The organism is Desulfobaculum bizertense DSM 18034, assembly GCF_900167065.1.
GTDB classification, from domain to species: Bacteria; Desulfobacterota; Desulfovibrionia; order Desulfovibrionales; family Desulfovibrionaceae; genus Desulfobaculum; species Desulfobaculum bizertense.
In genome coordinates this window covers 40,866-55,620 of record NZ_FUYA01000012.1, presented here as the reverse complement: position 1 = coordinate 55,620, position 14,755 = coordinate 40,866, and the positions used below count along the sequence as shown (strand labels likewise).

Here is a 14,755-nt window from a genome sequence, read left to right as displayed (position 1 = left end):
ATCCCGCTTTCGTCCGAAAAAAAGGGTCCGGATGAAGGGGAAAGCCAGAGGCTTTCACTCATCCGGACCCTTTTTTTCGGCCTAGTTAACTGGGCGTGTATTCTTTTTCTTTGCGCTCCAACCCTTTCTTTCTGAACGCGAGCGTTCAGAAAGAAAATGGTGGCAACTCACGGGAAAGAGAACGAGGTTCTTTTCGTTTTCTCACCCAAGTTTGAATTTCATTCACGCGAAGCGTGGAGGGAATTCAAACTCGATGAGGATACGTAAGGGAATCATTCCCTTGCGCGGGGGCTTGGGGGCAGCGCCCCCAATCTTCCCCATCCACCCACCCATCCACCCAGCCCTCTCTTCCTCGCACATAATTTTTTAAAGCCATAAAACGGTAAAATTGCCCTGTAACGCATCGGGGCTCCCTGTGTGATGAATGCCTCACAGAGTTGTTCTCGGATTGATTTAAACGGCAATTCTGTTCGAAATAGAGGGTGCTGAGCAGACAAGAAAAACTCTCAAGAAAGTCTAAGCCATAAAAAAAGCCCCGGTAAAATTGGTGAATGCATGAAAAAGGCCCCCGCTTTAGGGGGCCTGCTTGTGCTATGGCGTGATGTCGAGAATATCCTGTTCTGGTGTGCTGTCGAGTGGAATGTAGGTGATTTCGGAGAGCTTGGAAAAATCAACGGCATCCATTTTGAGGCGGCGAACACGCCGATTGTTCTGGGTGTGATAAAGCAAAATGCGGTGTCCAAGATCGTAACAACTTGTCCACAGCGTTGAGCTGCGCATGCCTTTGATGTCCGGCTTTGCACCTGTTCCTTCGGCACTGCCAAGAGGCACGTTAAAATTATCCAAAATGCGAAAAGTTTCGTACTCAGCTTCTGTGACCGAGTGCAAAGCTCTTGCGCTTTGAGTCCAGGCAACAGCGCGAATAAAGCGAGAGGGTGGGGTGAAGTCACCGGGAAGGCCATGCATGCCACTTCCTCCCCCAAGAGGGGAAAAGTCGAGTTCTGTCAATTTTTTGGTGGGAACTGAAACCGGGGAAAGATTGATGTAGTTCCGCAGGTTGATAATGTGCCAGTCATATGTCGGTGCATTGGTGATAACTCCCAGCGGAGCATCAAAAAATTTGCATATGCCGTTTTTTATTTCAACGACGACCCGCGCTCCTGTGCTGTCGCAAAACATCCAGTGCGCAGGAACTGGTCCCTGTATCCTTGGCTCGGTCACCGCAATGACCTTCATGGGGGCCATGATTTCTTTAAGCTCGGCCACACTCTGACAGGTTGCTAAAACAAAATTCATCACGTCCTGACTGGAAAGGGTGCTACTGGCATTCTTTGCCGAATACTCGGCATATTCGATAAAATCAGGATGATAAAACAAGCCTCCTGCCAAGCCTTTTTCGTTTATCCCATCCACGAGAAAAAGTTTTCCAATGGCATTAATGCCCATGACGTTGTACTTCGCCCGAAAAGACATTCCCTTGGCGTTTTGTTCGGGGCTCAGGGCATGTAACTCCGTGCCCTTTGGTATAAGCGTGACGTTGGATTCGAGGTCAAAACTTCCCCACTCCATGGTTCGGCCATAGCAGATCCCACCATCGTCAGCCTGGAGGCTAATTCCTGTGCAGGCATGCGCCTGAACTGGCAGTATGATCCCCAGTGCACAGAGTGCGCACATGATGAAAAATTTGAACATAGTCGTTCTCCTTTTTGGGGAGCAAAGTACCATGAGTTTGCCTTTGGGGTACAGAATCCACATTCTTGCTTGTAGAGCTTTATTTTTGCCAGATGGTATGTTGGATTTTTCTGTAATCATATGGTTTTGAAAGGATATTTTCCAACAGGCGCTTTTAGCCTCCTTTGCGTATGAAAAAAACGCCCGAGAAAAAAGTGGGCATACTTGATTCAAGGCAGGGAGAGGCGTAGCTCTCATAAAAACTTCGTATAAGTGAGGAAAAATATGAAAAACAAGGCATTAGCCATCAAAGACGAAATGACGAGCTTACGCCGACATTTCCATCAGTTTCCGGAAATGGGGTACCGGGAATTCAAAACTTCGGCTCGCGTCCGGGAGGAACTGGAAAAGCTTGGTCTGAGCTGTACTGGCATCGCTCGTACTGGTCTTGTGGCCGACTTGAAAAAAGGTGAGGGACCGACTGTATTGGTCCGCGCTGATATGGACGCACTTCCTGTTCAGGAAGAAACGGATTTGCCCTTTGCGTCGCAGGTTCCGGGCTGTATGCACGCTTGCGGGCATGATGTGCACACCGCGGTGCTGCTTGGCGTGGTAAAGCTTTTGAGAGATGAGGAGTTTTCTGGAACATTCCGTTTCTTTTTCCAGCCTTCGGAAGAGGGAAACTACGATGATCCTGATGGCTTTTCTGGGGCAAGACGCGCCTGTGCTGAGGGACTGCTGCAGGGCGTTGACGCCGCTCTTGGTTTGCACCAGCTTTCGGTCGTTCCAACAGGCAAGATTGTTCTGACTCCAAAAGCCGCGTTTGCAGCCACAGATCTTTTTGAAATTGTTGTGCACGGCAAGGCTGCGCATGGCGGGGCAATGCCAGAAAAGGGCATTGATGCCATTCTTGTTGCCAGTGAACTGGTGCAGACGCTGAATACTGTGGTCGCTAGAAATATTTCTCCCCAGCAGACGGCCGTCATCAGTATCGGAACCATTGAAGGGGGAGATGCTCCGAATATTGTGGCCGATACGGTCAGGATCACGGGGAACATCCGTGCGCTTGATGAAGGCGTGCACAAGCGTATCCATGAGCTGATTGAACAGCGATGTGCTGGCGTTGCGGCTGCGCACGGAGCAAAGATTGATTTCACAGTGACGCTGGACATTCCTGTGACCTATAACGATGAGAGAATGACCGCGCTTGCGCAGGAAGCAGCTCGCAAGGTTGCAGGAGCGGATGCGGTTATCGCTGACATGCCCTCGATGGGCGGTGAGGACTTTGCTTTTATTGCCCAGCGGGTACCCTCTGCATTTGCTTTTCTTGGGACGCATAAGCCTGGAACTGAGGCAATTCCTATGCATAACGCCAAGATGGTCGTTGACGAGGACGCTCTTCCCATTGGTGCCGCCTATCTTTCTCAGGCAGCTCTGGATATACTGCGCGCATTGGCCCAAAAATAAATCACGGACAGGACGAAAGAGGATCTATGAAAGTTGCCCTTGTTCATTACTGGCTGGTGCACCGTCGGGGTGGAGAGCGTGTGCTCGAAGCCTTGGCTGAGCTTTTTCCGGAGGCGGACATCTTTACGCATGTCTTTGCTCCAGAGGAAATGCAGCCTGACTTGCTGCGGCATAGAATTCAGACATCTTTTATCCAAAAGTTTCCAGGGGCGAGAAAGTACTACCAGTATTATTTGCCTTTTATGCCGCTTGCACTGGAGCAGTTTGATTTGCGGGGCTATGATTTGGTGATTTCCAGTGAATCAGGCCCGGCCAAGGGCGTTATTACTGGTCCTGAAACGACGCATGTGTGCTATTGCCATTCTCCCATGCGTTATGTCTGGGACATGTATCCTGAATACATGGCGAGCATTTCGAAATGGAAGCGGCTGCTGGCTGCACCGATGCTGCACTACATGCGGCTTTGGGATCGTCTGAGTGCGGACCGGGTGGATCACTTTGTTGCGAATTCTGCTTTTGTGGCAAAGCGCATTCAGAAGCACTACCGCCGGGAGGCTGATGTTGTTCATCCTCCTGTCGATGTGGAGCAGTTTTCGGCAACGCGTCCCCGGGATGATTTTTATCTCATGCTTGGTGAGCTAACAGAGTATAAGCGCCCGGATCTGGCCGTGCAGGCTCTGAGTGAACTCGGTCGGCCGCTGGTGGTGATTGGTGGTGGAAAAGAAGAGAAAGCCTTGCGCGCGATGGCTGGTCCTTCTGTTCGCTTTCTTGGGCGGCAGCCACAGGAGGCGGTTGTGGATCACCTTGAGCGCTGTAAGGCACTTGTGTTCCCTGGGCTTGAAGATTTTGGAATTGTTCCCGTGGAGGCAATGGCGGCAGGTGCACCTGTTCTTGCTTATGGCAAGGGTGGGGCACTTGAGACCGTGAAGGATGGTGAAACAGGGCTGTTCTTCCACGAGCAAAGCGTGGGGGCGCTGAAAGAGGTTGTTCTTTCATTTGAGAGTCGGATTCAGGACTTTTCTTCAGAGCGTTGCCGTGCACACGCCGAGGGCTTTTCACGGGAGCGTTTTCTGACCCAGATGCGCGAGAAGATCGCGAGTTGTCTTTCGTTGTGATGCATGACTCGTGAATATACTGACTGACGAAAAAGGCCGCCGTTGTGCGGTCTTTTTTTGTGGGCAATGGGAAAAGTGCGGGAGCAAGTATATCCTTTAGAAGGATTCGAGGTCGAAGTCCTTAGGCTTTTCGTCGAATCGGAAATATGTACCGTTTTGGTACCAAAACGGTACTAATATAGTACTTTATTTAGTGTTATTGGGGTACCAAAATAGTACCATATTGGTACCATTTATGCGTCGTCTTCCTTGAGCTGTTCTGCGAGCTTTGAGAGTGCCCATCGGATGCAATTGAGTTTTGAGCGGCCGGTTTTTGTGGCGATCTGCTCCAGCTGTGTGAATTCGAATTCGTTGAACGGGACGCGGATAGCCTTGAAGTCGCGTTTGGCATGAGGCTGGAGGGTGGGGAGATGCGCACCTCTCTGTTGCGCGGTTTGCTCCTTGTCTGTCGGGGTGAGCTTTGGTTTTTTATCTGCCACAGGCTGTCTCGCCTTCGCCGTGCGTGGAGTTGTGGCTTTGGTCGCTGTGTTGGGGAGTGTGTCTGCTCCAGCTGCGAAGCGTTCTATTTCTTCTGCTGTGGGTGTCTTATGCGTTGTTCTTCGCTTAATCACCATAGACCTCCAGGAGAACGGCTTCGACTTCTGCCTTGGCCTTGCTATTGTGCATTTCCACCACACCTTTCCCTTCACTCATGGCATCGCGAAAGGCTTTGCGGTCACCTACGATGCTTTGGAGCAGGTCTATTTCCGGGAAGTCGTGGAGGTAATCTTGAGCTTGCTGGGTTTCTTGCACCACCGGGTTTGTGGGGGCCATTGTGAGCAGACCTTTGGCCGTCAGTTTGGGGTTCAGGTCCGTTGCCTGGACAATGATGTCCTGCAGCGCGGGAAGGGTGTCGAGATCGGGCTGGGACGGGCGGAAGGGCACCAGCAGCACATCGGCCGCAGTCATGCCTGTACGCAGCTCCCGGCTGTCACGACCAGCAGCATCAACAACGACATGCTCGTAGCGCTTGCCAAGGTCGAGAAGCGTTTCGCGGATGTTTTCATAGCGCTGAACGCAGTGCACCGGAGGCAAGTCTGTGTTTTCCGAGCGGTCCTGTGCCCATGTGGCCGCTGTTCCCTGACGGTCTGCATCGACTAGGACAACGTCATGGCCAGAGCACACCAGCGCGGCACAGATGTTTACGGCCATCGTTGATTTCCCACAGCCACCTTTTTGGCTCCCAACAAGAAGAATCATAGAACCTCAGCAGGGTTTGTGTACCAAAATGGTACCAGTTGTGGACTCTTTTAGTACCAAAACAGCACTAATTATGTACCGTTTTGGTACCAAAAGCCTATCTGCTCGCGCGCATGTCCGCAAGTCGATGGCAGAGTAGAGCTCAGAAAAAAACCGCTCCCCTGTTTCCAGAGGAGCGGTGGAGTGTTCAATTGAAGGGAGATTTGCCTATGCCTTTTTTACTTTTCCCCTCTTTATTTTTTTGCTGCCCCATTCGCCAAGCCGGTTAAAAATGACATAGAGCGCTGGAGTCACAAAACATCCGCAAACCGTTGCGATGAGCATTCCGCCGAAGACCGAGGTGCCAAGTGAGTGGCGGCTTGCCGCGCCTGCGCCGGAAGCAATGACCAGCGGGAGAACGCCAAGGATGAATGAGAATGCTGTCATCAGAATTGGCCGGAAGCGGAGGTGCGCTGCCTCTACAGCTGCTTCTGTGGCATTCACATCGCCACTCTCGTAGCGCATTTTAGCAAACTCGACGATCAGGATTGCATTCTTGGCAACTAGACCAATGAGCATGACCAGACCGATCTGGGCATAGACATTGTTTTCCAGTCCTCGTGCGAACTGGAAGAGCATGGCGCCCATGACGCCAAGCGGGATGGCCAGAATAACGGCAAAAGGTATGGTCCATGACTCATACTGTGCCGCAAGGAAAAGTGTACAGGCGATAAATGCCAGCGCGAAAATAAAGCCAGCCTGACTGCCTGAAAGGATTTCCTGATAGGCCATGCCTGTCCAGTCGTAGCCGTAGCCCTGTGCCAGAGATGTGGACTCTTTTGCCATTGCCGCAAGGGCCTGACCTGAGCTTTTCCCCGGAGCAGGACCACCATTGATTTCAATGGTTCGGTACATGTTATAGCGCTGGATATACTCCGGTCCCGTGATTTTGTGAATCTCGACCAGCGTGCCAAGCGGCAACATGTCTGCACTGGCTGTGCGTACATAAAATTCGTTTATGTCTTGCGGTTGTTCCCGATATTGAGACTCTGCCTGCAACATGACTCGATATGTTCGGCCATATTTATTGTAGTCATTGACGTAATAGCCGCCAAGGAACGCTTGCAGAGCCTGAAAAACTGAATCGATAGGAACTTGCAGGTTTTTTGCCTTGTCTCGGTTCAGATCCAGCTTGATCTGGGGAACCGTGTTAGAAAAGGTCGTGGACAAGCGTCCAAGGTCCGGGTTCTGTCCAGCCTTTTGCATAAAGAGCTTGGCTGCCTCTTCCATTTCAGTGATGCCTCGGCCTGCTCTGTCCTGGAATTCATACTGAAAGCCGCCAGTAACACCCAATCCGTTGATCGGTGGTGGGTTAAAGCAGATCGCCAGCCCGTCGCCAAGCGTCATAAAGTACTGTTGCGCTTTAGCCATGATGCTCGACAAAGCCAGTTCATCGCTGCCTCGTTCGCTCCAGTCCGTTAGCATGACAAACATGGCTGAAGTATAGGAGCTTGTGCCACCTGTCAGGATGTTCATGCCACCCAGCGTGACAAATTCACGTATCCCATCTGCCTTTGTTAGATATTTTTCAACCTTTTGCATAAACTGGTCATTTCGTTCCAAAGATGTGCCCTCAGGCATCATTACAGAAATAACAAAATATCCTTGGTCTTCTTCCGGAACAAAACCCGTTGGCAAAACTTTGATGAGCATAAAGCACAGAATGCAGACAATAGTCATAAATGCAATAACAATGGGAAGTTTACTCACTGTTTTGCGGACTGCGGCGACATAATGCTTTGTGACTTTGTCAAAAACGCGGTTAAACGCCATGTAGAATTTCCCCAGCGGCCCATGTCCTTCTTCCGTCTTATGCAAAAGAAGCGCAGACAGGGCAGGGGAGAGAGTGAGTGCGTTGATGGTTGAAAAGCCTACTGACACGGACAGGGTCAGTGCAAATTGCTGGTAGAGTCGACCTGTGATGCCACCCATAAAGGCAACAGGGACAAAAACGGCAATCAAAACAAGTGATGTCGCGATAATAGGTGACGTGACCTCACTCATTGCAAGCTTTGCCGCTGCTTTTGGTTCCATGTTGTCTTCATCAATGTGTCGCTGCACCGCTTCAACAACAACAATCGCATCGTCAACGACTAGACCAATGGCCAAAACAAGAGCAAAGAGGGTGAGGGTATTGATGGAAAATCCTAAGACCTGGAACATGATAAAAGTACCGATAAGAGAAACAGGTACGGTTACCATTGGAATGATAGTCGCTCGCCAGCTTTGAAGAAAAATAAAGATAATCAGGAAAACAAGAAACATGGCCTCGTACAGTGTGAGCATGACCTCATCAATGGATGTCATAACAAAATCTGTCGAGTCATGAGGGATTGAATACTCTACACCTTCTGGGAAGTAGGTCGCCAGCTCCTTCATTGTCGCCCTGACGCGCTCAGACACATCCAGCGCATTGGCGTCAGGAAGCTGATAAATAAGGATTGATGTACAGTCCTTGTTCGTTTTGCGGGTAAAATTACTGTAGCTTTTGGCTCCGACTTCCACTCGGGCAACGTCTTTGAGTCGCAGATACGTCCCATCTGAATTTGTGCGCAAGATGATGTTTTCGAATTCCCGCGGATCCTCAAGACGGCCTTTCACCTGGACAGAATACTGGAATTCAAGCTTGTTTTTTGTCGGCGGCTGTCCAATCTGGCCAGCTGGCGCCTGAATGTTCTGCTCCTGAATGCTTTGGGCAATGTCCCCAACAGTTAACCCAAGTTTGGACATCTTTTGAGGGTTGAGCCAAACACGCATGGAGTAGTCTTTGTCACCAAAAACCGTAACATTACCAACGCCCGGCACGCGTGCCAGTACGTCGGCAATATTGATTTTGGCGTAGTTGTCCAGGAAAAGGGAATCCCGCGAATCGTCTGGGCTGGTCAGGTTCATAACCATAAGAATGGTCGACGACTGCTTTTTTACGGAAATACCGTTGCTGATAACATCGGCAGGGAGCTGGGGCTGGGCAAGACCAACGCGGTTCTGTACGTCAACTGTTGCGATATCAAGGTCAGTGCCAATATCAAAAGTGACAGTCAGGGAGTATGCGCCGTTGTTGGAAGAAATGGAATTCATGTACAGCATGTCTTCCGCGCCGTTGACCTGCTCCTCAATGGGTGCTGCAACGGTTTCTTCCATAACAGAGGCGTTGGCTCCGTTGTATGTCGCTGTGACCATGACAGATGGCGGCGTAATTTCCGGGTACTGCGCAATGGGGAGAGAGACGAGACACAGCGCACCGACCAAGGTGATAATGATGGAAATAACAGACGAAAAAATGGGCCGATCAATAAAGAAATGAACCAGCACGGCTAGCCCTCCTCACTCTGATGTGGGAACGCTGGAGCGCTTTCTTTTTGCTTTTTAGGCTCTTCTTTGTCTGGGTAAGATGCGTCTTTGGCCTGAACAGGCGCATTGGGGCGGACGAGCTGGAGTCCTCCAAGAATGACTTTATCCCCCTTGGAAAGACCTTTTTCAATGATGACGATTTTGCCAACTGTCAGCCCTTCTTCAACGCTGTGGGCAATGGCTTTACCGTCTTTTACGAGGTAAACGCTTTTGCTGCCCTGAATGTCAAGAAGCGCTCGCGCTGGGACGACAACAGCATTTTTGCTTGTATGGATTAACGCACGCACCGTGGCAAACTGCCCGGGCAAAAGAATGTTGTTTGGATTATCAAATTCGAGGCGTACCCCGAGGGTGCCTGTCTTGGGATTGATTTCCGGATCGGCCATGTCTACACGGCCTGCCAGCGGGTATTCGCGGCTGTTTCCGAGGATAAGATTAAAGATTTGCCCTTCATGATTTCTGTGTTGGTCTTCGCAAATCTGGGTGTAGAGCAGGTACTCTTTTTCGCTCAGGGCAAATTTGACATAGACCGAATCAAGTGCCGTAATTTTTGCCAAAACCGTATTGGATGGAGGGCCAACAAGGGCTCCAACATCATACATGGATTCACCAATTTTCCCGGTGATGGGCGCAGCGATTCGCGTGTAGCCCAGATTGATTTTGGCAGTTTCCACCGCCGCCGTATTTCGTTTTACCTCAGCTCGCAAAGTCGCTTGCTCAGTGCGCACAGAGTCAAACTGGGAGCGGCTGATAACGTCCTGGCGAATGAGCTCTTGGTAGCGCCGCAGATCTGCTGTTGCCCGCGCCAGCTCTGCCTTGCTGCTTTCAAGATTTGCCTTTGTTTGCGCCAGTTCTTCCTCAAAGGGTTGCGGGTCTATGTGAAAGAGCATGTCACCTTCAGTGACCTGTGAGCCTTCCTTAAAGAGCCTGTCTTGCAGGTACCCTTCTACCCGTGCTTGAACATCAACGGCATTCTTTGCAACAATCTGTCCTGACCATTGCATGTAGATGGGGACATCTCGTGTTTCCACTGTAACAGCTGTTACAGGAACGGCCTGCATGGCCGCCTTGTTCTCGTTGTCTCCCCCTCCGCAAGCGCTCAGAAAAACACAGAGCACGCCAATGATACATTTCAGATGCGCTTTCATACAGGCTCCTTCCCAGGAAAAAAGATATGTATACTAAATCCTATAGCATTAATGCGTGCTTTCAGGGAAGAAGAAAGCCTGTTTTGCGCTACGTTTTTTTATAAAGTAAATATGGAGAAGCCCCTGCAAATGCGATGAATTATGCTCTTTGATGATAAATTTTTCTCTCGTTAATAAAAATTTATTGAAAATTTAAGGCAGCTGATTTATTTAAAAAAAAGGTAAACATATATTGAGAGGAGAATTTCTTAAAATGTCCGATGTCATCAACACATCTGCAGCCCCGGCTGCTATTGGTCCGTATTCCCAGGCGATGAAGGTAGGCAATTTTATCTTTACCTCCGGACAGTTACCCCTTAGCCCTAGTACAGGTGAAATGCCGCAGAGCATTCAGGAGCAGACAAAACAGTCGCTTTTGAATGTGAAAACCATTTTGGAATCTGCTGGTGTATCCATGAAGCAGGTGGTCAAGACAACTGTTTTTTTGAGTGATTTGGCAAACTTTGCCCCGATGAACGAAGTCTATTCTTCGTTCTTTGAGGAGCCTTTCCCAGCTCGCAGCTGCTTTGAGGTTGCCCGGCTGCCAAAGGATGCACTTGTCGAAATCGAAGTTGTTGCCACCTCCGAAACATAAGCTGGCGAGGGCAAGGGCCACGCTGATGAGTGGCCTGTCCCGAAATGTCGCTTCGGGACTCGAGTCAATTTTTTACGTGAAGAGGGGATTTCAATGAGTAAAAAGAAAAGTGAATGGGGCTTTATAGGACAGCTTCTTATGGGCATGGCTGCTGGCGTGGTGATTGGTCTTTTGGCCAATGCCTCAGTCATGGAAGTTGTGTGCTCCATTAAACACGTCCTTGGTCAGTTTATTTTCTACACTGTGCCTCTTGTCATCATTGCATTTATTGCTCCGGCAATTACCAAGCTGAAAAATAACGCCAACAAAATGCTTAGCGCTGGCATTTCAATTGCCTACCTTTCAGCTGTTGGCGCAGCTACAATGGCTTGCATTGCTGGTTACATTATTATTCCTCACCTTTCTGTTCCAACTTCCGTTGAGGGACTTCGTGCGCTCCCAGAGGTGACGTTCCAGTTGAATATTCCGCCCATCATGTCTGTGATGACTGCACTTGTCACAGCTATTATTTTGGGTGTTACTATTCTCTGGACTAAGGCCGAGCTTTTTGAAAAAGCCGTTCTGGAATTTGAAGCGATTATGCTCAAGGTTATCCAGAAGATGGTTATTCCGGTTTTGCCTCTGTTTATCGCTGCGACCTTTGCTGGTCTGGCGTATGAGGGCAGCCTGACAAAGCAGCTCCCGGTCTTCCTGAAGATTATTGTTTTGGTATTGGCTGGTCACGCTATCTGGCTGACCGTCCTGTATTCCATTGCTGGTTTTATTTCCGGCAAAAATCCTTTGGAAGTTGTGAAGCACTATGGACCTGCGTATCTGACTGCTGTTGGTACCATGTCCAGCGCTGCAACGCTTCCTGTTGCCCTGAGTTGTGCAAAGCAGTCTTCTGTGCTGAGCAAGGAAACTGCTGAATTTATGGTTCCGCTTGGCGCGACGATCCACCTTTGTGGTTCCGTGCTGACTGAGACCTTCTTTGCCATGACGATTTCGCTTATGCTCTACGGGCATATGCCTGCAATGAGCACCATGTTCCTGTTCATCATCCTGTTTGGCGTTTTCGCCATTGGTGCTCCCGGTGTTCCCGGTGGAACAGTTATGGCTTCTCTGGGTATTGTTGTTGGTGTTCTGCAGTTTGACCCCGCTGGTGTCGCGCTGCTTGTCGCCATCTTTGCCCTTCAGGACAGCTTTGGTACTGCCTGTAACGTTACAGGCGACGGCGCAATTACTCTGATGCTCGAAGGCATGTTCAACAAACATGGTGAACTCGCCGAACACGGCGCAGAGCCTCTTCATATTGACGGAAAGTAAACATCGAGGTTGAGAACCATGACGTCAGAATGGACTCAGTTTATCGAACTCCTCCACAGGGAAGTTGTTCCCGCTCTTGGGTGTACTGAACCTATTGCCATTGCTCTTGCAGCGGCAAAGGCCGCAGAGACCTTAGGCGCGACTCCAGAAAGCATTGAAGCAAACATTTCTGGAAATTTGCTGAAAAATGGCATGGGCGTTGGTGTTCCGGGTACCGGGCAGCGGGGTCTTGATATTGCCGCGGCTGTTGGAGCGCTTGGAGGAAAATCCGAGGCCATGCTGGAGGTTCTCAAGGACCTGTCACCACAGCATGTAGAGCAGGCAAATGCCATGCTCAAGGCCGGGAAGGTGCATATTGATGTTGCCAATACCGATGCACTGCTCTACTGCGAAATTATTGTAAAGAATGGTGACGACACCGCTCGTGTTGTTTTGCAGGATGAACATACAGGTATCGTCCATGTTGAAAAAAATGGACAGGTGCTTGAGCATGTAGACACGCACAGGGAAGACGCTGGGCATCAGGCTGAGTGGCCCCTGAGCATGAAAAAAATTGTGGAATTTGCGGAAACTGCTCCCTTCTCTGAAATTTCTTTCATTCTGGAAGCTGCTCGCATGAATGAAGCAGTTGCCAAGGAAGGACTTCTTGGAGACTATGGGCTGCAGGTTGGCAAAACCATTGAAAAAAACATCAAGAAGCATATTCTTGGTGACGATTTGCTGAATGAGGCAGTCAAACTCACCAGTGCTGCGGCAGACGCCAGAATGCATGGTGTGCAGATGCCTGTTATGAGTAACTCCGGGAGTGGAAACCAGGGACTGACCTGTACCATGCCTGTTGTTGCCTGTGCGCATCGGCTTAAGGTTTCTGAAGAGCGTTTGACTCGTGCGCTTATTTTGAGCCACCTCACCAGCATCCACATCAAGCACAACCTGGGCAGACTCTCTGCCTTGTGTGGTGCAACCGTGGCTGGAACCGCTTCGGCATGTGGTATTGTGTATCTTCTTGGTGGTAGCTTTGATCAGGTTGTGATGACTATCAACAACATGGTTGGAAGTATTGCTGGCATGATTTGCGACGGAGCAAAAAATGGTTGCGCCCTGAAGGTCGCTTCCGCCGTTGACTCTGGACTTCGTGCCGCCATGCTTGCCCTTGAGGGACACACAATCACAGGGCGCGAAGGTATCGTTTCGGATGACATTGAGCAGACTATTCAGAACCTTGGGCGCCTTGGCGCCGAGGGAATGCGTGAGACTGATCGGGTTATCCTTGATACTATGGTTTCAAAAAAAAACGCTAAGCCCGCTCCAGAGAGAACTCCAGAGCTAGGAACTGAAGAGTTCGTCCACTAGGACAGACTTCTCCTTGCATGAATAGGGGCGGTTCTCATACGGAGACCGCCCCTTTTTTGTGCTAGAGCATTGTTTTATTTATCTTCTTTTGAAAAAAGGACTTTTTGTGGAACAGAACACCATCACACAGGGCCAGTCGATTCAGGACTACATTCCTCTCGTTGATTTTTTGGGGAATTTTTTGGGCAAGGATTGTGAAGTTGTTTTGCACGACACCTCACGTGTGGAGCGCTCTGTTCTTGCTATTGCCAACGGTCATATCAGTGGTCGGACTGTTGGTGCTCCGCTTACCGACCTTGCGCTGAGCATCGTGCGAGAAAAGAAGTATGTCGATTCGACGTATATTATGGAATACGACACCGTTTCGCGCGATGGAAAGCGGCTGCATTCTGCGACGTATTTTATCAAAGATCCTGAGGGGGAATTGCTTGGAATGATTTGTTTGAATATGGACGTGACCAAGCAATTTAAGGCTCGAGAGCTTTTGAATCTTGTGATTGGGAATGGTGGGTATGAGCGCGTCTTTGCGCCAGAAGACCCCGTCGACCATGTCGGCCAGGCTGAAAGTTTTCATGACAACATTGAGGAACTGACTGAAAACATTATTCAGGCCGTTATCAGTCAGTACAGCATTCCCGCTGATCGTCTGACTTCAGAAGAGAAGCTTGAGATTGTCGGCGAGCTGAACCGGCGTGGTGTCTTTTTGATCAAAGGAAGTGTCTCCGTCGTTGCGAAGTATCTCGCAAGCTCCGAGGCAACTGTGTATCGCTACATGCAGAAAACACAGGATGCATAGGCGAGGCAGGAAAAAGTTTTTTTGGGGTGGGGTGCTTGGGTTACTACAAGACTCCGTCTCGTGCTCTGCACGGGGCGCAAGGGTAGGCGGTTTTTTCTTCTATTGGGGCGCCGCCCCAAACCCCGCAAGGGGCGCTGCCCCTTGACCCCGCCCAAGGACGAGGCCCTTGGGAATCCCGCTTTCGCCCGAAAAAAAGGGGCCGAAATGTGATGAGAGCTACGCTCTCCTCTCCATTTCGGCCCCTTTTTTTCGGCCTAATTAACTGGACGTGTGTTCTTTTTCTTTGCGCTCCAACCCTTTCTTTCTGAACGCCCGCGTTCAGAAAAAAATGGTGGCGAACGAACACACGGGAAAGAGAAAGAAGCCGCTTTAGGCAGCCCCATTAAGTTTAAAAGCCGTGCAAGCGAAGCTTGAACGGCTTTTAAACTCGATGAGGATACGTAAGGGAATCATTCCCTTACGCGGGGGCTTGGGGGCTGGCCCCCAATCTTCTTCCACTCTTTCCCTCTATGATTTTCACAAAACCTATACCTTTTGAGAAAAAATTGGTTCAACGACACAGGCTGTGCTATGCTGTTGCAAAAGGTCCTAAATGGTATTTTGTAACATTATTCTTGAAAGCTCTAAGGCTTTAGTG

At 49.9% G+C, this 14,755-nt stretch carries 11 protein-coding genes; 6 read left to right on the top strand and 5 right to left on the bottom strand.

What is annotated here, in order from left to right; translation table 11 throughout:
* Positions 1-591: 591 nt before the first annotated feature.
* Entirely contained in the window at positions 592-1,692 is a 1,101-nt protein-coding gene (locus tag B5D23_RS14045; RefSeq protein WP_159446018.1) for a linear amide C-N hydrolase, read from the bottom strand.
* 264 nt (positions 1,693-1,956) lie between these two features.
* Here B5D23_RS14045 and B5D23_RS14040 point away from each other — a divergent pair, with 264 nt between their 5' ends.
* Positions 1,957-3,138 (top strand): M20 metallopeptidase family protein, encoded by a 1,182-nt coding sequence (locus B5D23_RS14040; RefSeq protein WP_078686087.1) that lies wholly within the window; start codon positions 1,957-1,959, stop codon positions 3,136-3,138.
* A 26-nt stretch (positions 3,139-3,164) separates the two neighbouring features.
* Positions 3,165-4,253, top strand: a complete 1,089-nt coding sequence (locus B5D23_RS14035) for a glycosyltransferase family 4 protein (protein WP_078686086.1) — start codon at positions 3,165-3,167, stop codon at positions 4,251-4,253.
* A gap of 233 nt (positions 4,254-4,486) precedes the next feature.
* Here B5D23_RS14035 and B5D23_RS14030 read toward each other — a convergent pair whose 3' ends face one another.
* The 4 genes from B5D23_RS14030 to B5D23_RS14015 form a co-directional block, all read right to left on the bottom strand.
* Positions 4,487-4,867 carry a hypothetical protein gene (locus B5D23_RS14030; protein WP_200803679.1) on the bottom strand — a complete coding sequence of 127 codons (381 nt, stop codon included), beginning with the start codon at positions 4,865-4,867 and terminating at the stop codon, positions 4,487-4,489.
* Positions 4,857-5,492 carry a division plane positioning ATPase MipZ gene (locus B5D23_RS14025; RefSeq protein WP_078686085.1) on the bottom strand — a complete coding sequence of 212 codons (636 nt, stop codon included), beginning with the start codon at positions 5,490-5,492 and terminating at the stop codon, positions 4,857-4,859. The genes B5D23_RS14030 and B5D23_RS14025 overlap by 11 nt, the downstream gene beginning before the upstream one ends.
* A 207-nt stretch (positions 5,493-5,699) precedes the next feature.
* Complete coding sequence (locus B5D23_RS14020; RefSeq protein WP_078686084.1) at positions 5,700-8,843, bottom strand: efflux RND transporter permease subunit; 3,144 nt, start codon at positions 8,841-8,843, stop codon at positions 5,700-5,702.
* A 2-nt stretch (positions 8,844-8,845) separates the two neighbouring features.
* Positions 8,846-10,030 carry an efflux RND transporter periplasmic adaptor subunit gene (locus B5D23_RS14015; protein WP_078686083.1) on the bottom strand — a complete coding sequence of 395 codons (1,185 nt, stop codon included), beginning with the start codon at positions 10,028-10,030 and terminating at the stop codon, positions 8,846-8,848.
* A gap of 253 nt (positions 10,031-10,283) precedes the next feature.
* Between B5D23_RS14015 and B5D23_RS14010 the strand changes: the two genes are divergently transcribed.
* The 4 genes from B5D23_RS14010 to B5D23_RS13995 all read left to right on the top strand — a co-directional run bounded on the left by B5D23_RS14010 (position 10,284) and on the right by B5D23_RS13995 (position 14,118).
* A complete protein-coding gene (locus B5D23_RS14010; protein WP_078686082.1) occupies positions 10,284-10,664 on the top strand; it encodes a RidA family protein in 381 nt (126 codons plus the stop codon).
* 93 nt (positions 10,665-10,757) lie between these two features.
* Positions 10,758-11,969 (top strand): dicarboxylate/amino acid:cation symporter, encoded by a 1,212-nt coding sequence (locus B5D23_RS14005; protein ID WP_078686081.1) that lies wholly within the window; start codon positions 10,758-10,760, stop codon positions 11,967-11,969.
* An 18-nt stretch (positions 11,970-11,987) separates the two neighbouring features.
* Positions 11,988-13,322 carry an L-cysteine desulfidase family protein gene (locus B5D23_RS14000; RefSeq protein WP_078686080.1) on the top strand — a complete coding sequence of 445 codons (1,335 nt, stop codon included), beginning with the start codon at positions 11,988-11,990 and terminating at the stop codon, positions 13,320-13,322.
* Positions 13,323-13,428: 106 nt separating this feature from the next.
* A complete protein-coding gene (locus tag B5D23_RS13995; protein WP_234985104.1) occupies positions 13,429-14,118 on the top strand; it encodes a helix-turn-helix transcriptional regulator in 690 nt (229 codons plus the stop codon).
* The last annotated feature ends 637 nt before the right edge of the window (positions 14,119-14,755 follow it).